This window comes from Escherichia sp. KTE172 (genome assembly GCF_000408845.1).
GTDB lineage: Bacteria > Pseudomonadota > Gammaproteobacteria > Enterobacterales > Enterobacteriaceae > Escherichia > Escherichia coli.
The window spans coordinates 2,536,761-2,556,222 of sequence record NZ_KE137316.1 but is presented as its reverse complement, the minus strand read 5'-3'; the positions used below and the strand labels follow the sequence as shown (position 1 = coordinate 2,556,222).

The following is a 19,462-nucleotide window of genomic DNA, read 5'->3' as shown; positions in this document are numbered from 1 at the left end:
AGGCATCTGAAATGGAAACCAGACTCAACCTGCTTTGCGATGCAGGCGTTATTGATAAGGACATCTGCAAAGGCATGATGCAGGTCGTCAACTTACTGGAAACAGAGTGTCATCTACCGGTGCGCAGCGAGCAAGGAATGATGGCGATGACACATATGGCGAGCGCACTGATGCGCAGTCGTCGTGGTGAAGAAATAGAGCCGCTGGACGCCGAATTGCTGGCAGAACTGGCGCAATCCAGCCACTGGCAAGCCGTTGTGCAATTGCATCAGGTGTTGTTGAAGGAATTTACACTGGAAGTTAATCCGTGTGAAGAAGGCTATTTGCTGGCCAACCTTTATGGATTATGGATGGCTGCTAACGAAGAGGTTTGAAGCTCCCGACAAATCCACGTCGCACAACCTAAATATTCAAAAAAATGAATATTTAATTCAAGGAACAGAAACGAGGCAACAAGATGTTTGTAGAAGCATTGAAACGCCAGAACCCGGCGCTAATTTCCGCCGCACTAAGCTTGTGGCAAAAGGGCAAGATCGCCCCGGACAGCTGGGTGATCGACGTGGATCAGATACTGGAAAACGGTAAGCGGCTGATTGAGACGGCGCGGCTTTACGGCATTGAACTGTATCTGATGACCAAACAATTCGGTCGTAATCCGTGGCTGGCGGAAAAACTGCTGGCATTGGGCTACAGCGGCATTGTGGTGGTGGATTACAAAGAGGCGCGAGTCATGCGCCGCGCCGGTTTGCCGGTGGCGCATCAGGGGCATCTGGTACAAATCCCTTGTCATCAGGTTGCTGACGCCGTTGAACAGGGCACCGACGTTATCACCGTGTTTACTCTCGACAAAGCGTGGGAAGTTTCTGCGGCAGCGGTGAAGGCCGGACGTGTGCAGTCTGTGCTGCTCAAAGTTTATAGCGACGATGATTTTCTTTATCCGGGGCAGGAGAGCGGTTTTGTACAGCATTCGCTGCACGAGGTGGTTGCTGAAATTAAGAAACTGCCGGGGCTGCATTTAGCCGGATTAACCCATTTCCCTTGCCTGCTTTGGGATGAGGCTGCCGGGAAAGCTTTGCCGACACCGAATCTTCACACGCTGGTACAAGCACGGGATCAACTGGCGAAATCTGGTATTGCGATTGAGCAACTGAACGCGCCTTCAGCGACCAGCTGCACTTCGCTGCCATTGCTGGCGGAATACGGTGTGACTCATGCCGAACCCGGTCATGCGCTGACGGGCACTATTCCTGCAAACCAGCAGGGCGATCAGCCTGAACGTATCGCGATGCTCTGGTTAAGTGAAATCTCCCATCATTTCCGTGGCGACAGCTACTGCTACGGCGGCGGTTACTACCGTCGTGGTCATGCGCAACATGCGCTGGTGTTTACGCCAGAAAATCAAAAGATTACTGAAACCAATCTCAAAACTGTGGATGACAGCAGTATCGACTACACCCTGCCGCTGGCAGGCGAGTTTCCGGTAAGCAGTGCAGTAGTGCTCTGTTTTCGCACGCAGATTTTTGTCACCCGTAGCGATGTGGTGTTGCTGTCCGGTATTCACCGTGGCGAACCAGAAATCGTCGGTCGTTATGACAGTCTTGGAAACTCTCTGGGGGCGTAATGGCGCGATTTGTGGTGTTAGTGATTGATAGCTTTGGCGTAGGGGCAATGAAAGATGTCACGTTGGTGCGTCCGCAGGATGCCGGGGCGAATACCTGTGGTCACATCCTGAGCCAGTTGCCGCATTTGCAGCTACCAGCGCTGGAGAAGCTGGGGCTAATCAACGCATTGGGTTATGCGCCTGGCGATATGCAGCCGTCAGACTCCGCAACCTGGGGTGTGGCAGAGCTGCAACATGAAGGTGGCGATACCTTTATGGGGCATCAGGAGATTTTAGGTACGCGCCCGTTACCGCCGCTGCGGATGCCCTTTCGCGATGTGATTGACCGTGTTGAGCAGGCATTAGTTTCCGCAGGCTGGCAGGTGGAGCGCGGTGGCGATGATCTGCAATTTCTGTGGGTCAATCAGGCGGTTGCGATTGGCGATAATCTCGAGGCGGATTTAGGCCAGGTCTATAACATCACCGCCAATCTCTCTGTGATCTCTTTTGACGACGCAATCAAAATTGGTCGTATTGTGCGTGAGCAGGTACAGGTCGGTCGGGTCATTACATTTGGCGGCCTGTTACTCGACAGTCAACGCATTCTCGATGCCGCAGAAAGTAAAGAAGAGCGCTTTATTGGCATCAATGCGCCGCGTTCAGGCGCTTATGACAACGGCTTCCAGGTCGTGCATATGGGCTACGGTGTTGATGAAAAAGTGCAGGTGCCGCAAAAACTGTATGAAGTGGGCGTACCAACCGTGCTGGTGGGGAAAGTGGCAGATATTGCCAGTAATCCTTATGGCGTGAGCTGGCAAAACCTGGTGGATAGCCAGCGGATTATGGATATCACCCTCAACGAATTTAACACCCATCCGACGGCGTTTATTTGTACCAATATCCAGGAAACCGACCTCGCTGGTCATGCAGAAGACGTCGCACGTTATGCGGAACGTTTGCAGGTCGTTGACCGTAACCTTGCCCGGCTTATTGAGGCGATGCAGCCAGATGATTGCCTGGTCGTGATGGCGGATCACGGTAACGATCCGACCATTGGTCACAGCCACCATACCCGCGAAGTGGTGCCAGTGCTGGTTTATCAGCAAGGGATGGTCGCTACGCAGCTTGGTGTGCGCACCACGCTTTCTGATGTGGGGGCTACCGTATGTGAATTTTTCCGTGCGCCACCGCCACAAAATGGTCGCTCTTTTCTTTCCTCCCTCCGGTTTGCAGGAGACACCCTATGAGTTTTGATCCGACGGGCTACACCCTCGCCCATGAGCATCTGCATATTGATCTCTCCGGCTTTAAAAACAACGTGGACTGCCGCCTTGATCAGTATGCGTTCATTTGCCAGGAGATGAACGACCTGATGGCCCGGGGCGTGCGTAATGTGATTGAGATGACCAACCGTTACATGGGGCGCAATGCGCAATTTATGCTCGATGTAATGCACGCGACGGGGATCAACGTGGTGGCCTGCACCGGTTATTACCAGGACGCGTTTTTCCCGGAACATGTGGCGACCCGCAGCGTGCAGGAACTGGCGCAGGAGATGGTCGATGAAATTGAACAGGGTATCGATGGCACGGAGCTGAAAGCCGGGATCATCGCGGAGATCGGCTCCAGCGAAGGGAAGATTACGCCGCTGGAAGAGAAGGTGTTTATTGCCGCCGCGCTGGCACATAACCAGACCGGACGTCCGATCTCCACGCATACCTCTTTTAGCACCATGGGGCTGGAACAACTGGCGCTACTGCAAGCCCACGGAGTTGATCTTTCGCGCGTCACCGTTGGTCACTGCGATCTGAAAGACAACCTCGACAACATTTTGAAGATGATCGATCTCGGCGCGTTTGTGCAGTTCGACACCATCGGCAAGAACAGTTACTACCCGGACGAAAAGCGCATTGCGATGCTCCACGCACTACGTGACCGTGGTTTGCTGAACCGCGTCATGCTGTCGATGGATATTACGCGCCGCTCCCATTTAAAAGCCAACGGTGGTTATGGCTATGACTATTTATTGACCACCTTTATTCCGCAATTGCGCCAGTCAGGATTCAGTCAGGCCGATGTGGATGTGATGTTACGTGAAACTCCCTCTCAATTTTTCCAATAAGGACAGACTCATGAAAAAGATTGGTGTTGCAGGCTTACAGCGTGAGCAGATTAAAAAAACCATTGAAGCGACGGCTCCTGGCTGTTTTGAAGTTTTCATTCACAACGACATGGAAGCGGCAATGAAAGTGAAATCCGGGCAACTGGATTACTACATCGGCGCGTGTAATACCGGTGCGGGCGCGGCATTGTCGATTGCCATCGCGGTGATTGGCTATAACAAAAGTTGCACCATTGCCAAACCAGGCATTAAAGCGAAAGACGAACATATCGCCAAAATGATCGCCGAAGGGAAAGTGGCGTTTGGGCTTTCCGTTGAGCATGTCGAACACGCGATTCCGATGCTGATTAACCATCTGAAATAAAAGGCACGACTATGGATCTGTATATTCAGATTATCGTGGTGGCGTGCCTGACGGGTATGACATCGCTTCTGGCGCATCGCTCGGCGGCCGTTTTTCATGACGGTATCCGCCCGATCCTGCCGCAACTGATTGAAGGCTATATGAACCGTCGCGAGGCGGGGAGTATCGCTTTTGGTCTGAGCATTGGTTTTGTGGCCTCGGTGGGGATCTCGTTTACCCTGAAAACCGGGCTGCTCAACGCATGGTTACTCTTTCTTCCTACCGATATCCTCGGCGTACTGGCGATAAACAGCCTGATGGCGTTTGGTCTTGGCGCTATCTGGGGCGTGTTGATCCTTACTTGCCTGTTGCCGGTAAACCAGCTGCTGACCGCGCTACCGGTGGATGTATTAGGTAGCCTGGGGGAATTAAGCTCACCGGTGGTTTCAGCTTTTGCACTGTTCCCGTTGGTGGCGATTTTCTACCAGTTTGGCTGGAAGCAAAGTCTGATCGCCGCCGTGGTGGTACTGATGACCCGTGTGGTGGTAGTGCGCTATTTCCCGCATCTCAATCCGGAATCCATCGAAATCTTTATTGGCATGGTGATGCTGCTGGGGATCGCGATAACTCACGACCTGCGTCATCGTGATGAAAATGATATTGATGCCAGCGGGCTTTCGGTGTTTGAAGAACGCACGTCGCGGATTATCAAAAACTTACCGTATATCGCTATTGTCGGGGCGCTGATTGCCGCCGTTGCCAGCATGAAGATTTTTGCTGGCAGTGAAGTGTCGATCTTCACACTGGAGAAAGCATATTCCGCAGGCGTAACGCCGGAACAATCACAAACGCTGATTAACCAGGCAGCTCTGGCGGAATTTATGCGCGGGCTGGGTTTTGTACCGTTGATTGCCACCACCGCGTTAGCCACTGGTGTGTATGCAGTTGCGGGCTTTACCTTTGTTTATGCGGTGGGCTATCTCTCGCCGAATCTGATGGTTGCAGCGGTATTAGGCGCAGTGGTTATTTCGGCGGAAGTCCTGCTGCTTCGTTCGATCGGCAAATGGCTGGGGCGCTATCCGTCGGTGCGTAATGCGTCAGATAACATCCGTAACGCCATGAATATGCTGATGGAAGTGGCGTTGCTGGTCGGTTCGATTTTCGCAGCAATTAAAATGGCGGGTTATACCGGATTTTCTATCGCAGTTGCCATTTACTTCCTCAACGAATCCCTGGGCCGTCCGGTACAGAAAATGGCGGCACCGGTCGTGGCAGTAATGATCACCGGTATTCTGCTGAATGTTCTTTACTGGTTTGGCCTGTTCGTTCCGGCTTAAGGAAGGCACCTATGAAGACGTATCCTTTGCAAAGCCTGACGCTTATTGAGGCGCAGCAAAAGCAGTTTGCGCTGGTGGACACGATTTGCCGCCATTTTCCCGGCAGCGAGTTTCTTACCCGCGGGGATTTGGGCTTAACGCCGGGGCTGAATCAACCGCGCATTACCCAGCGAGTGGAACAGGTGCTGGCTGATGCATTTCACGCACAGGCTGCGGCGCTGGTACAGGGCGCGGGTACTGGCGCGATCCGTGCGGCGTTGGCGGCTTTGCTCAAACCGGGGCAGCGTCTTCTGGTGCATGACGCGCCGGTTTACCCGACGACTCAGGTCATTATTGAGCAGATGGGGCTGACGCTTATCACTGCTGATTTCAATGACCTGTTGGCACTGAAGCAGGTTGTCGACGAGCAACAACCAGATGCCGCGCTGGTGCAGCATACGCGCCAGCAGCCGCAGGACGGGTACATTCTGGCAGATGTGCTGGCAACGTTGCGCTCGGCTGGCGTTCCTGCATTAACCGATGACAACTATGCGGTGATGAAGGTAGCGCGAATTGGCTGCGAATGCGGGGCAAATGTCTCGACTTTTTCCTGCTTCAAGCTGTTTGGGCCGGAGGGTGTTGGCGCGGTGGTAGGCGATGCTGATGTTATTAACCGTATTCGCGCCACGCTCTACTCCGGCGGCAGCCAGATTCAGGGCGCTCAGGCGTTGGAAGTCTTGCGTGGGCTGGTGTTTGCGCCAGTGATGCACGCGGTGCAGGCGGGGGTATCTGAACGGTTGCTGGCCTTGCTCAACGGTGGTGCAGTTCCGGAAGTGAAAAGCGCCGTCATTGCCAATGCACAGTCGAAGGTGTTGATTGTCGAGTTTCATCAGCCGATTGCCGCCAGAGTGCTGGAAGAGGCGCAAAAGCGCGGTGCCTTGCCTTACCCGGTTGGTGCAGAGTCGAAATATGAAATTCCACCGCTCTTTTATCGACTTTCCGGAACGTTTCGCCAGGTGAATCCGCAACTCGAACATTATGCGATTCGTATTAACCCAAATCGCAGCGGTGAAGAGACGGTGCTGCGGATTTTGCGTGAGAGTATTGCCAGTATTTAATCTTGTGCATGATGTTTTCGAAAAGAATGCAGAAATAAATACGCCCTCGGGTAACCCCGAGGGCGTCAGGCAATTAAACCGGTGTTAGCCGATTTCTGTCAGAGACTTACTGTGCAGTAGGACCGCAACCGCCAATGATTTTAGAAATAGAAATTGCCGGGTGCAGCAGGTAGTCGTAAGAGCAGTTCTTATCACGGTTTTCAATATGACCAGTACATGCAGTTAACGTAGCCAGTACTGCGCCTACCAGTGCAACTTTAATAAATTTGTTCATTTACATTCCCTATGTATTATATATTAATTAATATTCATTGATTATATGAATATAAGCAGACTGCTCATTAAGAACGATACAGGAATATTCAATTAGCGTCAGTGAGCGATTGATTTAATTTTGTAAGTCGCTGTAACGGTGAATATAACCCATTAGCAGACAATATTTATTAAGGGGGTATCTTTTTATCTGCTGAATATATAAAGAGAGTTGTAAACGAAAAAGGCCAGACTTCTCTGGCCCTGGTTAAATTAATGGTTAGAGAACCAGTTCAATTTATCGCGCAGGCCAACAACCCGACCAATAATAATTAGCGATGGACTGTTCATTTGCTGCGCCAGTTCGCCCAGCTGCGTGAGCGTACCGTCAATCACGCGCTGCGTGACTGCCGTTCCGTTTTCGACAATTGCCACCGGCATTTCGCCAGGCATACCGTGTTCAATCAGCTTTTGCTGAATAGTCGCAGCCTGATTCAGCCCCATATAAAACACCAGCGTCTGTTTTTCTGCCGCCAGGTTTTCCCAGTCCAGTTCGCCACCGGTTTTTAAGTGTCCGGTAATTAAGCGTACGCTCTGGGCATAATCGCGATGCGTGAGCGGAATACCCGAATAGGCAGAGCAACCAGAAGCTGCGGTAATACCCGGAACCACCGAGAACGGAATACCCGCGTTGCACAGTGTTTCCAGCTCTTCGCCACCACGGCCAAAAATAAACGGATCGCCACCTTTCAGCCGCACCACGCGTTTGCCTTTTTGCGCTTCCCGCAGCAGGATCTGGTTTATCTCTTCCTGCGGTACGCAGTGGTATCCCGCGCGTTTGCCGACGAAAACGCGATCCGCATCGCGGCGTACCAGATTCATAATATCGTCAGAAACCAGACGGTCGTAGACCACCACATCTGCCTGCTGAATTTGTTGCAGTCCTTTTAGTGTCAGCAGCCCGGCATCGCCCGGACCTGCGCCAACCAGCACCACTTCACCGCGATGGTCGAGCGGTTCGTTGATTAACTGTTCGGTCGTTTCAGTAATGGCTTTCTGATCGTTGTTTGCCAGCGACTGCGCCAGGCGGTCATTAACGAACAGTTTTTCCCAGAAACGGCGACGCTCACCCATCGTGGCGAACTGTTGTTTCACTCGCCCGCGTAATTGCCCGGCGTATTTCGCCACCTGGCCCAGATGCAACGGCAGCAGTGATTCAAGTTTTTCGCGTAACAGGCGCGCCAGAACCGGAGAGGTGCCGCCAGAGGAGACCGCGACCATTAGCGGTGAGCGGTCAATAATCGACGGCATAATAAAGCTGGCGGCTTTCGGCGCATCGACCACGTTACAGAAGATGCGATGAGCTTCAGCGGCTTCACTGACGCGCTGGTTAAGCGCGTCATCATCCGTCGCAGCAATTGCCAGCCAGCAGGTGTCGAGAAGGCTTTCATCAAATGGCCCTTCGACGAGGGTTAACATGCCTGCATCTGCCCATGCGGTGAACTGTGGAATAAACGCTAATGCATTCACCGTTAAGCGAGCGCCTGCGTCTAACAGCAACCTTGCTTTGCGTTCCGCGACATCACCACCGCCGACAATCAGACAGTCGCGATCGCGTAATTGGCAAAATATAGGCAAATGATCCACGTAAAAACCCCTTAGTAATTAACCGGCAGCTGTTTCAGTTTGATTAAATTTGTCCGCAACCGGACGATTCGCTTTCGGCGTAGCATACCAATAACCCAATCCCATGAATACGGCACCTGATAAAGTATTACCCAGCGTCACCCACAGCAGGTTATGACCAATACCCGCCAGCGTGTAGGCTTCGCTGTGGTTGCCAAACCAGGAGAGGGCGAACAGCGTCATGTTAGCGATGGAGTGCTCGTAGCCGGACGCGATAAATGCCAGCAGACACCACCAGATAGCGATAAATTTCGCCGCCCCTTCAGTGCGCAGCGCCATCCAGATTGCCAGGCAAACCAGCCAGTTACACAATGCACCTTTGAAGAACAGTACCATTGCCGGTGCAGTGGTTTTTGCCAGCGCGACGGAGTGAACGATGCTGGTATCTACCGGCAGCAGGCTACCGCCACCCCAGCTATAGAGCATGGCGACAAAGACGGAACCGACCAGGTTACCCAGCCAGGTTTGCGGCAGGATTGCCCACATTTGCCCGTGGCTGATAGTGCCCGCTTTCACCCCAAAGGTGAGGAACATGGTGTGTCCGGTGAACAGTTCAGAACCAGCAATAATGACCAACGTTAAGGCGATACCAAAGGTCGCGCCCATCACCAGAGGACGTACGGACGGGTCGAGCAAATTACCGAGCGTGAAGATCAGGATGATCCCAAGACCCACATACGCGCCCGCCATGGCGGAGCTGACCCAGAAGCCGAGCGGGTTATTTGCCGACAGGCGTGCAATGCGCGCAGCGTTAGCCGCACACTTATTAATAGTGTCTGTAAACATTTGATTATCCTTTAAAAAATAAAAACAAAAAATAAAACAAAAAGTTTAAAAAATGTCCTGCAATATATCGAAGGTTATTACAGGACCATGCAAAAAGGGGAGGTATTGCGCCTCCCGTTAAAACATTAACCGCGTAGCTGCACCACGCCGTCTTTCACTCGCGCGTCGTAATGCTTGACGGAAAACTGTTCGTCTTCCATGCACAAGCCGTCGCTTAAGCGAAAACGCTGTTTTTTCAGCGGGCTGGCGACCCACAGCTCGCCCTGGTGTTCCGCAATCAGCCCGCGTGACAGCACGCTGGACTCGAAGAACGGGTCGATGTTGCTGATCGCAAACACCTGGTCGCTGTGATACGGGCGGAAAATTGCTACCTGCTCGTCACCTAACAGCGCGCAGACGCCGGTTTCAGGCAGGATGTCATCGATTTTGCAGATGTCTTTCCACTGGCTCATGCGTTGTCCTCCACCAGAGTTACCGGGATACGTTCATACGGCGTTGCCGGACGGTGCTGTTCGCGCTCTGGCACCATCTGCACGTTCGGATCACGCTTGTCGCTGTTGATGAAGTGTTTGAAGCGAGTCTGCGCGGACGGTGTATTGACCGTTTCAGTCCACTCACATACTACCGCTTCACGCAGGCGCGCCATCTCTTCTTCCAGATGTGCGTTCAGCCCCAGTTTGTCGTCAATGATCACCGCTTTCAGGTAATCGATGCCGCCTTCAAGGTTTTCTAACCACGGCGCGGTACGCGTCAGTTTGTCGGCGGTACGGATGTAGAACATCATGAAGCGGTCGAGATATTTGATCAGCGTTTCGCGATCGATATCCGCTGCCAGCAGATCCGCATGACGCGGTTTCATGCCGCCGTTACCGCAAACATACAGGTTCCAGCCTTTTTCAGTGGCGATAATACCCACGTCTTTACCCTGAGCTTCTGAACATTCACGGGTACAGCCGGAGACACCGAACTTCATTTTGTGCGGCGTACGGATGCCTTTGTAGCGGTTTTCCAGTTCCACGCCGAGGCCGACGCTGTCGCCAACGCCGTAGCGGCACCAGGTGCTACCCACGCAGGTTTTCGCCATACGCAGTGCTTTCGCATAGGCATGACCGGTTTCGAAGCCGGCTTCAATCAGCTGACGCCAGATCTCCGGCAGATCGTCTTTCTGTGCGCCAAACATCGCCAGGCGCTGGGAGCCGGTGATTTTGGTGTAGAGATTAAATTCACGCGCGATACGACCTACTGCCATCAGCCCTTCCGGGGTGATTTCACCGCCCGGAGAACGCGGGATCACCGAGTAGGTGCCGTCTTTCTGGATGTTAGCGAGGAAGTTATCGTTTGAATCCTGCAGCGGAGTATGTTCCGGTTTCAGAATGTATTCGTTCCAGCAGGAGGCCAGCAGCGAACCGACGGTCGGTTTACAAACTTCACAACCGTAGCCTTTGCCGTGTTTCGCCAGCAGTTCTTCGAAGGTTTTAATGCCTTCAACGCGGATTAAATGGAACAGTTCCTGACGCGAATAAGCAAAGTGTTCGCACAGGTTGTTGTTAACTTCGATGCCCTGTTTCGCCAGTTCCGCGTTCAGTACCTGAGTGACCAGCGGGATACAGCCACCGCAGCCAGTACCCGCTTTGGTTTCAGCTTTCAGCGCCGCAACGGTGTGGCAGCCTTTGTTGATGGCAGCAATCAGATCACCTTTGGTGACGTCGAAGCAGGAGCAGATTTGCGCGCTGTCCGGCAGTTTATCAACACCGATAGACGGCTTACCGCTACCCGAGTGCGCCGGCAGAATCAGAGAATCCGGGTTTTCCGGCAGCTCGATAGCGTTCAGCACCAGTTGCAGCAGGTTGCCGTAGTCGCTGGTATCGCCCACCAGTACCGCACCGAGCAGGGTTTTGTTGTCTTCGCTGACAATAAGGCGTTTGTAGATCTCTTTGCTTTCGTCGAGGTAAACGTAGCTACGTGCGCCAGGCGTGCGACCGTGCGCATCACCAATACCGCCTACGTCTACGCCCAGCAGTTTCAGCTTGGCGCTAAGGTCAGCACCTTCAAAGGCATTTTCGCTACCGAGAATATGGTCAACGGCGACCTGCGCCATTTTGTAGCCTGGTGCTACCAGACCAAATACACGGTTGTTCCAGCTTGCGCATTCACCGATGGCGTAGATATCCGGATCGGAAGTCTGGCAGGAATCATTAATGACAATACCCCCACGCGGAGCAACGTCCAGACCACACTGGGTTGCCAGCTTATCGCGCGGACGGATACCGGTTGAGAAGACGATAAAGTCGACTTCCAGCTCGCTGCCGTCGGCAAAACGCATGGTTTTACGCGCTTCGACACCTTCCTGCACAATCTCAAGGGTGTTTTTGCTGGTGTGAACGTGCACGCCCATACTTTCGATTTTGCGACGCAGCTGCTCGCCACCCATCTGATCAAGCTGTTCCGCCATCAGCATAGGGGCAAATTCGATAACGTGGGTTTCAATACCTAAGTTTTTCAGCGCGCCAGCGGCTTCCAGACCTAACAGGCCGCCACCAACAACGGCACCGCGTTTGCTGCGACGGGCACAGGATTCAATGGCGTTGAGGTCTTCAATGGTGCGATAGACAAAGCAGTCCTGAGTATCAGAACCTTTGATTGGTGGGATCCACGGGTAGGAACCGGTCGCCATGATCAGCTTGTCATAAAAAACGGTGCGCCCGGCGCTGGAGTGAATCACCTTCTCCTGACGGTTGATGGTGATAGCGCGTTCGCCGACCAGAACTTTGATGCCGTGTTTCTCGTAGAAGCCTTCGCGCACCAGCGACAGCTCTTCGGCGGTGTGGTGAGAGAAGTAAGACGAGAGGTGTACGCGGTCATAAGCGATGCGCGGTTCTTCACAGAAAACGGTAATATCAAAGTTGGCCGCATCAGATTTATCAAGAAGATCTTCGATAAAGCGATGGCCGACCATACCGTTACCGATAATTGCGAGTCTGACTTTGCTCATTTTTGCCTCGATTTCTTTTCTATTACCGCCTACCTTAACGATTCAGCAACCCCGCTTATTGATGTAAATCAAATTCACCTTTATATACTCCTTAAGGGGTATATTGCTGATTTGTATAAATTTTCTTAAGTCACGGAATTGTCTGACATTTCATGTTTGTGCAAAAAACAGACAAATTGAACGGGTTTATAGAAATAGATGCACGTAGCGGGGTTAGAGAGGAAAAGGCCGGACGACGATAGTGCCGTCCGGCATGAGCAATTAATGAGAGGTCAGGGTGTTATGCTGACGGTGACGGCTGACGAAACCTAACAGGAAGCACATCACAAAGACGACAGCGTACAGACCGTTTGCTGTAAGCAGTGCCGCCTGCGGACCGCTATGTTCAACAATCGGCCCGGTAACCACAAAGGTCAACATAGTACCGATGGTCCCGCAGGTCAGGACAAAGTTAACCAGTTTTGGCGACGGTACTTTGGTCTGCTGTGAACCCAGGGTGATGATGGTGGTATAGATCGCGCTGGAGAAGAAGCCCAGGGCGAGAATTGACCACGCCATATGTGCCGGTGTTCCGGTGTTAAAGACGTACATCAGAATCGCGGCCAGACCCGCCAGTACGGTCAGGATACGTTGCAAATCAAAGAAGCGAAGAATAAAGCTGAACGCCCACATGCCGACCATGTATGACATCCAGAAGTTACTCACCAGCGTACCAGCATCATTCAGGCTCATGCCCAGGCCTTTGGCATACTCAGGCACCCAGGAGATAAAACCTAACTGACCGAGGATGTAGCACAGTGCCGCAATGGAGAGAAACAGCACGCCGATCCCCCACTTTTCTTTCTCTACCGGAGCATCCGTTTTTGGTGCATGTTTGCCCAGTGCCGGGAACTCACAGCCGAAGGTCAGAATAAAAATAGCGACATACACCAGCCCGATGCAGGCATAAACCCAGTACCACTCAATGCTGCGCGCCAGTAGAAACGCGGCGATCATTGGGAAAATCATCCCAGCCATACTGAAGAAGGAGTCGGTAAATAACAGGCGGGAACCGCGCTGACGCCCTTCATACATTTGTGTTATCAGGAATGTACCAATCGACATGGTGATGCCGCTGACCACCCCGAGAATGAACATCGCCGCCGAGAACAGCGCCAGGCTGTGGCTGAACATCAAACCGGCAACCGCCAGCACCATCAGGAGAAAGCCAAAACGTAACTGCGTTTTCAACGGGACGATTTCCATCAGCCAGGCGTTGAGGAAGATAGAGATTAAAATGCCGGCGTTGAGGAAGGTGAAGGTATTACTCATACTGGAAACAGGCAGATTGAAATAATCGGCGATATTTCCCATCACCATCCCGGTGACAATAACCAACGCACCGGTCAGTGCGTAGGAGAGAAAGCTAATCCATGTGAGCTTGATGCGATTGCTGTTAGTCATGATTGGCCTGCGTTCAAAAATAAAATGGCATAGCGGGCTATGCCGCGAGCGGGCGATTTTAGGTGATTTTGTGATCTGATTAAATGTTTTATTGCAATCGGTTGCTAAATTGCATTTTAAGAGGTGATTTTTATCACAGAATAAAAAGTGATCGTCAGGTTACATATATTTCAGATACGTAAAATTAGGTAAAGGGATGGCCTTGTTCTTGAAGGCTATTTAGAATCTCTTCACTTGCTTTTTTTCTGCTCTGTTTGTTAAGGAAATCTCATGTTCAAATCGACCCTGGCGGCGATGGCTGCTGTTTTCGCTCTTTCTGCTCTTTCTCCCGCAGCAATGGCAGCGAAAGGGGACCCGCACGTATTGTTGACAACCTCAGCTGGTAACATCGAACTGGAACTGGATAAACAAAAAGCGCCAGTGTCTGTGCAAAACTTTGTCGATTATGTGAACAGCGGTTTTTATAACAACACTACCTTTCACCGCGTCATTCCTGGCTTTATGATTCAGGGCGGCGGTTTCACCGAGCAGATGCAGCAGAAAAAACCAAACCCGCCAATCAAAAATGAAGCCGATAACGGCCTGCGCAACACGCGTGGCACCATCGCGATGGCGCGTACCGCTGACAAAGACAGCGCCACCAGCCAGTTCTTTATCAACGTTGCCGATAACGCCTTCCTTGACCACGGTCAGCGTGATTTCGGTTACGCGGTATTTGGTAAAGTGGTGAAAGGCATGGACATTGCCGATAAGATTTCCCAGGTGCCGACTCATGATGTTGGTCCGTACCAGAATGTGCCGTCAAAACCGGTAGTTATCCTTTCCGCTAAAGTCCTGCCGTAATGATTTCTCGCGCGGGCAATCTTGCCCGCGCTTCTGCTCTCCCGGCGTAACCCGGATTTGCCGCTTATACTTGTGGCAAATGGACACGTTCAGGGAGGCATCAAGTGAAGAAACTCACCGATAAGCAAAAGTCCCGTCTCTGGGAGTTTCAGCGTAATCGTAATTTCCAGGCCAGTCGCCGTCTTGAAGGCGTCGAGATGCCTTTAGTCACTCTTACTGCCGCAGAGGCTTTAGCGCGACTTGAAGAGCTGAGGAGGCACTATGAGCGATAAATTCGGCGAAGGGCGCGATCCGTATCTTTATCCTGGCCTTGATATCATGCGTAACCGGCTGAACATCCGCCAGCAACAACGTCTGGAACAGGCCGCTTACGAAATGACGGCGCTACGTGCTGCGACCATTGAGCTTGGTCCGCTGGTGCGCGGTTTACCGCATTTGCGCACTATCCATCGCCAGCTGTATCAGGATATTTTCGACTGGGCGGGGCAACTGCGTGAAGTTGATATTTATCAGGGTGATACGCCGTTCTGCCACTTTGCTTATATCGAAAAAGAGGGCAATGCCCTGATGCAGGATCTGGAGGAAGACGGTTATCTGGTTGGCCTGGATAAAGCGAAGTTCGTCGAGCGGCTGGCGCATTACTATTGTGAAATCAACGTGCTGCATCCCTTCCGTGTGGGAAGCGGACTGGCACAGCGGATCTTCTTCGAGCAGCTGGCGATTCATGCGGGCTACCAACTGAGCTGGCAGGGTATCGAAAAAGAGGCCTGGAATCAGGCAAATCAGAGTGGGGCAATGGGGGATCTCACCGCGCTGCAGATGATATTTAGCAAAGTGGTAAGCGAAGCCGGGGAATCTGAGTAAAATAGCGCGGTTCTTTCGTACCGGAGCCGCCATGATCCTGCTTATTGATAACTACGATTCTTTTACCTGGAACCTCTACCAGTACTTTTGTGAACTGGGGGCGGATGTGCTGGTTAAGCGCAACGATGCGTTGACGCTGGCGGATATCGATGCCCTTAAACCACAAAAAATTGTCATCTCACCCGGACCCTGTACGCCAGATGAAGCCGGGATCTCCCTTGACGTTATTCGCAACTATGCCGGGTGCTTGCCGATTCTTGGCGTCTGCCTCGGTCATCAGGCAATGGCGCAGGCATTTGGCGGCAAAGTTGTGCGCGCCGCAAAGGTCATGCACGGCAAAACCTCGCCGATTACACATAACGGTGAGGGCGTATTTCGGGGGCTGGCAAATCCACTTACCGTGACACGCTACCATTCGCTGGTGGTGGAACCTGACTCATTACCAGCGTGCTTTGAAGTGACGGCCTGGAGCGAAACCCGCGAGATTATGGGGATTCGCCATCGCCAGTGGGATCTGGAAGGCGTGCAGTTCCATCCAGAAAGTATTCTCAGCGAACAAGGACATCAACTGCTGGCTAATTTCCTGCATCGCTGATTTCTGATTGCTATTAAGTGATTTTTTATGCATATTTTGTGATTATAATTTCACATTTATTTATGTGTAACAGGGTGATCATGAGATGGCAACTGAACAAACAGCAATTACACGCGCGACTTTCGATGAAGTGATCCTGCCGATTTATGCTCCGGCAGAGTTTATTCCGGTAAAAGGTCAGGGGAGCCGAATCTGGGATCAGCAAGGCAAGGAGTATGTCGATTTCGCGGGTGGCATTGCAGTTACGGCGTTGGGCCATTGCCATCCTGCGCTGGTGAACGCGTTAAAAACCCAGGGCGAAACTCTGTGGCATATCAGTAACGTTTTCACCAATGAACCGGCGCTGCGTCTTGGTCGTAAACTGATTGAGGCAACGTTTGCCGAACGCGTGGTGTTTATGAACTCCGGCACGGAAGCTAACGAAACCGCCTTTAAACTGGCACGCCATTACGCCTGTGTGCGTCATAGCCCGTTCAAAACCAAAATTATTGCCTTCCATAACGCTTTTCATGGTCGCTCGCTGTTTACCGTTTCGGTGGGTGGGCAGCCAAAATATTCCGACGGCTTTGGGCCAAAACCGGCAGACATCATCCACGTGCCTTTTAACGATATCCACGCAGTGAAAGCGGTGATGGATGATCACACCTGTGCGGTGGTGGTTGAGCCGATCCAGGGCGAGGGCGGCGTGACGGCAGCGACGCCAGAGTTTTTGCAGGGCTTGCGCGAGCTGTGCGATCAACATCAGGCATTATTGGTGTTTGATGAAGTGCAGTGCGGGATGGGGCGGACCGGCGATCTGTTTGCTTACATGCACTACGGCGTGACGCCGGATATTCTGACCTCTGCGAAAGCGTTAGGCGGCGGCTTCCCGATTAGCGCCATGCTGACCACGGCGGAAATTGCTTCTGCATTTCATCCTGGTTCTCACGGTTCCACCTACGGCGGTAATCCTCTGGCCTGTGCAGTAGCGGGCGCGGCGTTTGATATCATCAATACCCCTGAAGTGCTGGAAGGCATTCAGGCGAAACGCCAGCGTTTTGTTGACCATTTGCAGAAGATCGATCAGCAGTACGATGTGTTTAGCGATATTCGCGGTATGGGGCTGTTAATTGGCGCGGAGCTGAAACCACAGTACAAAGGTCGGACGCGTGATTTCCTGTATGCGGGCGCAGAGGCTGGCGTAATGGTGCTGAATGCCGGACCGGATGTGATGCGTTTTGCACCGTCGCTGGTGGTGGAAGATGCGGATATCGATGAAGGGATGCAACGTTTCGCCCACGCGGTGGCGAAGGTGGTTGGGGCGTAAATAAGACGCATCAGGCAAAAGATGTCGGATGCGGCGTGAATGCCTTATCCGATGGTTTAGCCTGTATTACGCCTTCGAATCCCGCAACTTGCGACTCAGCCAAATCCCATGATGTGGTCGCTGACGCCATGCCATCGACGAAATGGTGTGCATGGTGTTCAGATGACCTATAACCCGCTGTAAATGCTGCTCCAGCGTACCTGCCGCGCCTTCGTGCGGCTGCATCTCCGGCGCATCCATGATATTGGCATCGCCGGAACTACCCGGTTCGTCATACTCCAGCCGCTGCTGACAACGCTGAATGGCGATTTCACAAGACTGTAAATACTCTTGTGCCAGTTCCGGTGGCAATGCCCGGTGTTCCCGCGCCAGCGTGGTCATGGCATTAATATGCTCAACAATAAACTGGCTGTGCGTTACCCACAGTTTCATATCTGCCAGATAATGGCTGTTAAACGCCGGTTCCTGCATCGCCTGATTCAATGAGTTATACAGAGTGTTATGCGCCTGATTTACCCGCATTCGCTGCCAGGCCAGTGGCGTAGGTTGCGGGTCCTCGCTCAGAATCAAGCGAATCGCGTCCTGATAGGCTTCTAAAGCGTCATGGGCGTTCTTACGCAATAACCCGCTCTGCCACTGCGGCCACAGCCAGACAGTACCGCCGAAAGCAATTAAACAACCAATAATGGTATCGATAAGACGCGGAAGGATGTACTGCTCACCGTTCAGCCACAACAGTTGCAGGGTATACACTGCGGTAATGGTAAAGCCGACCGTCGCCCAGCCGTAGTTTTTGCGCAATATCAGGTAGCTGGCGAGGGTGGTAATCAGCATCAAGGTCAGAGTGTAACCTTCGGGAATTTTAAAGTGCAGGGCAACGCCCGCAATGATTAACCCAACCACGGTTCCCACGGAGCGATTCACAATCCTCAGACGGGTTGCGCCATAGCCATTTTGCGTCACCAGCAATACCGTCATCAGGATCCAGTACGACTTCGGCAGATGTAGCGCGGTGCCCATCAGGCTGGCAACGCTTAACATCACACTGAGTCGTCCGGCATTGCGTAGCGCCGGAGACTTTAGTGACAGATAACTTTTCAGCGCCGGAAGTAACGGCATTCGCCGCTGTTTATCGGCCAGTAAGTCACGCGCATAGAGCGGTTTTTGGGTGCGCAGCACGCGGGCAATGCGGCTGAAGTGCCAATAGCAGAATTGCCCAACCGGATTATCCGGATGCTGGCGGGCGATTTTTTCCAGTGCGCCAATTTGCTTTTCCATCGTAAAACGCGTCGGCAGGCGATGGTAAAGAATGTCATCAGCCAGCACGCGCAGGCGAGCGGCGACGGTTTGCGCATTCCAGCGGATAACTTCCTCCGCATGGCTACGCTCGACCAGTTTTTGCACCTCTTCCGGCTGATGCAAACTGACCGAAATATGTTCCTGCAAATCCAGCGCCTCCTGGAAAATACGCAGCATCCGCTTGTAATCGTTATTATTTTGCGCGGAAAGCATATGCATTTGCTGATAGCACTGGGTAATTAAATCGACCGCTTTTTGCTGGCGCACCAGCAGCGGCGGCAGCGCTTTTTCAGGGTCGGTGTGCTGGGTAAGCAGGCTGTATTTGGCTTCACAATAATCTGCCAGTTCACGGTACAGCAGACTTAGTGACTCGCGCAGCGGTTGTTCGCGCCAGATCCAGAACCAAAACCAGTTAAACAATCCGTACCAGAGAGTGCCCAACGCATAGATGAGCAACGGTTCCCAGACCGGCATGTATCCCGCCAGACTGAGGGTAAAAATGGCGGCGAGCAGCGATGCGGGAAGCAATTTTGCGTGCAATGGCCCCAGCTCAGCAGTGACGCCAAGTACCAGCGTTAATCCGGTCAGCAAAAAGGGCAGGGGAACATCTTTTGCCAGTAGTAGCTGTGTCAGCAAGCTACAGGTGGCAAACAGCGACGCACCAATGATTAAGCGTTTGAAAAAACGTTTATGAGGCGTATCAAGGCCCGCAATATTGCAACAGGCAGGAACGAGGGAGAAGAGCAGACCGAATCGTAATTCGCCAAGCATTAACCCAACGGCCACGGGCAAACATAGCACCAGCGTTTGTCGCAGTGCATAGTTGATATCGGGGTGATAAATCAGTCTGCGCCACATCGGGGGAAACAAAATGGCGCGCTACCAGGTAACGCGCCA

Annotated in this window: 19 protein-coding genes; 12 read left to right on the top strand and 7 right to left on the bottom strand. The window is 52.5% G+C overall.

Translation table 11 applies throughout. The annotated features are described in order from the left end of the window. The first annotated feature begins 11 nt into the window (after positions 1–11). The 7 genes from G434_RS11580 to G434_RS11610 all read left to right on the top strand — a co-directional run bounded on the left by G434_RS11580 (position 12) and on the right by G434_RS11610 (position 6,499). Positions 12–374: a hypothetical protein gene (locus G434_RS11580; protein WP_001309800.1), complete on the top strand. Its 363-nt coding sequence runs from the start codon at positions 12–14 to the stop codon at positions 372–374. An 83-nt stretch (positions 375–457) separates the two neighbouring features. After that, positions 458–1,621 (top strand): YhfX family PLP-dependent enzyme, encoded by a 1,164-nt coding sequence (locus G434_RS11585; RefSeq protein WP_000497319.1) that lies wholly within the window; start codon positions 458–460, stop codon positions 1,619–1,621. Beyond that, complete coding sequence (locus G434_RS11590) at positions 1,621–2,847, top strand: phosphopentomutase (protein ID WP_000090575.1); 1,227 nt, start codon at positions 1,621–1,623, stop codon at positions 2,845–2,847. The genes G434_RS11585 and G434_RS11590 overlap by 1 nt, the downstream gene beginning before the upstream one ends. After that, the gene (locus G434_RS11595) at positions 2,844–3,722 is read left to right on the top strand and encodes a phosphotriesterase-related protein (protein WP_000006980.1); all 879 of its coding nucleotides are present in this window, start codon (positions 2,844–2,846) and stop codon (positions 3,720–3,722) included. The genes G434_RS11590 and G434_RS11595 overlap by 4 nt, the downstream gene beginning before the upstream one ends. Positions 3,723–3,732: 10 nt before the next feature. Beyond that, positions 3,733–4,086 carry a DUF2620 domain-containing protein gene (locus G434_RS11600; protein WP_000719728.1) on the top strand — a complete coding sequence of 118 codons (354 nt, stop codon included), beginning with the start codon at positions 3,733–3,735 and terminating at the stop codon, positions 4,084–4,086. 11 nt (positions 4,087–4,097) lie between these two features. Beyond that, positions 4,098–5,402, top strand: coding sequence for a YhfT family protein (locus tag G434_RS11605; RefSeq protein ID WP_000366858.1), 1,305 nt, complete (start codon positions 4,098–4,100; stop codon positions 5,400–5,402). A gap of 11 nt (positions 5,403–5,413) precedes the next feature. Beyond that, on the top strand, positions 5,414–6,499 hold the full coding sequence (locus tag G434_RS11610) for an aminotransferase class I/II-fold pyridoxal phosphate-dependent enzyme (protein WP_000860988.1): 1,086 nt from the start codon (positions 5,414–5,416) through the stop codon (positions 6,497–6,499). A 106-nt stretch (positions 6,500–6,605) separates the two neighbouring features. On the opposite strand, the gene G434_RS11615 is transcribed toward G434_RS11610, so the two are convergent. From G434_RS11615 to tsgA, 6 genes are all read right to left on the bottom strand, one after another. Next, the gene (locus G434_RS11615; RefSeq protein WP_001031834.1) at positions 6,606–6,773 is read right to left on the bottom strand and encodes a YhfL family protein; all 168 of its coding nucleotides are present in this window, start codon (positions 6,771–6,773) and stop codon (positions 6,606–6,608) included. Between the two features lie 251 nt (positions 6,774–7,024). After that, entirely contained in the window at positions 7,025–8,398 is a 1,374-nt protein-coding gene (cysG, locus tag G434_RS11620) for a siroheme synthase CysG (protein WP_000349845.1), read from the bottom strand. An 18-nt stretch (positions 8,399–8,416) separates the two neighbouring features. After that, a complete protein-coding gene (gene nirC / locus G434_RS11625) occupies positions 8,417–9,223 on the bottom strand; it encodes a nitrite transporter NirC (RefSeq protein ID WP_000493563.1) in 807 nt (268 codons plus the stop codon). A 125-nt stretch (positions 9,224–9,348) separates the two neighbouring features. Beyond that, positions 9,349–9,675 carry a nitrite reductase small subunit NirD gene (nirD, locus tag G434_RS11630; RefSeq protein ID WP_000084762.1) on the bottom strand — a complete coding sequence of 109 codons (327 nt, stop codon included), beginning with the start codon at positions 9,673–9,675 and terminating at the stop codon, positions 9,349–9,351. Then, entirely contained in the window at positions 9,672–12,215 is a 2,544-nt protein-coding gene (gene nirB / locus G434_RS11635) for an NADPH-nitrite reductase large subunit (RefSeq protein ID WP_000049197.1), read from the bottom strand. The genes nirD and nirB overlap by 4 nt, the downstream gene beginning before the upstream one ends. Before the next feature lie 261 nt (positions 12,216–12,476). Beyond that, positions 12,477–13,658, bottom strand: coding sequence for an MFS transporter TsgA (gene tsgA / locus G434_RS11640; RefSeq protein ID WP_000185232.1), 1,182 nt, complete (start codon positions 13,656–13,658; stop codon positions 12,477–12,479). A gap of 270 nt (positions 13,659–13,928) precedes the next feature. On the opposite strand from tsgA, the gene ppiA reads away from it, so the two are divergent. The 5 genes from ppiA (at position 13,929) to argD (ending at position 17,266) form a co-directional block, all read left to right on the top strand. Next, the gene (gene ppiA, locus G434_RS11645; protein ID WP_000477220.1) at positions 13,929–14,501 is read left to right on the top strand and encodes a peptidylprolyl isomerase A; all 573 of its coding nucleotides are present in this window, start codon (positions 13,929–13,931) and stop codon (positions 14,499–14,501) included. Between the two features lie 104 nt (positions 14,502–14,605). Next, positions 14,606–14,773 carry a YhfG family protein gene (locus G434_RS11650; protein WP_000736851.1) on the top strand — a complete coding sequence of 56 codons (168 nt, stop codon included), beginning with the start codon at positions 14,606–14,608 and terminating at the stop codon, positions 14,771–14,773. Further along, positions 14,763–15,365, top strand: a complete 603-nt coding sequence (locus G434_RS11655) for a putative adenosine monophosphate-protein transferase Fic (protein WP_001280634.1) — start codon at positions 14,763–14,765, stop codon at positions 15,363–15,365. Before G434_RS11650 ends, G434_RS11655 begins: the two co-directional genes overlap by 11 nt. 31 nt (positions 15,366–15,396) lie before the next feature. Next, on the top strand, positions 15,397–15,960 hold the full coding sequence (pabA, locus tag G434_RS11660; RefSeq protein ID WP_000601862.1) for an aminodeoxychorismate synthase component 2: 564 nt from the start codon (positions 15,397–15,399) through the stop codon (positions 15,958–15,960). 85 nt (positions 15,961–16,045) lie between these two features. Then, positions 16,046–17,266 (top strand): bifunctional acetylornithine/succinyldiaminopimelate transaminase, encoded by a 1,221-nt coding sequence (argD, locus tag G434_RS11665; protein WP_000190012.1) that lies wholly within the window; start codon positions 16,046–16,048, stop codon positions 17,264–17,266. 66 nt (positions 17,267–17,332) lie between these two features. Here the strand turns inward: argD and G434_RS11670 are convergent, their stop codons facing one another. Further along, entirely contained in the window at positions 17,333–19,423 is a 2,091-nt protein-coding gene (locus tag G434_RS11670) for a YccS/YhfK family putative transporter (protein ID WP_001309799.1), read from the bottom strand. Positions 19,424–19,462: the final 39 nt, after the last annotated feature.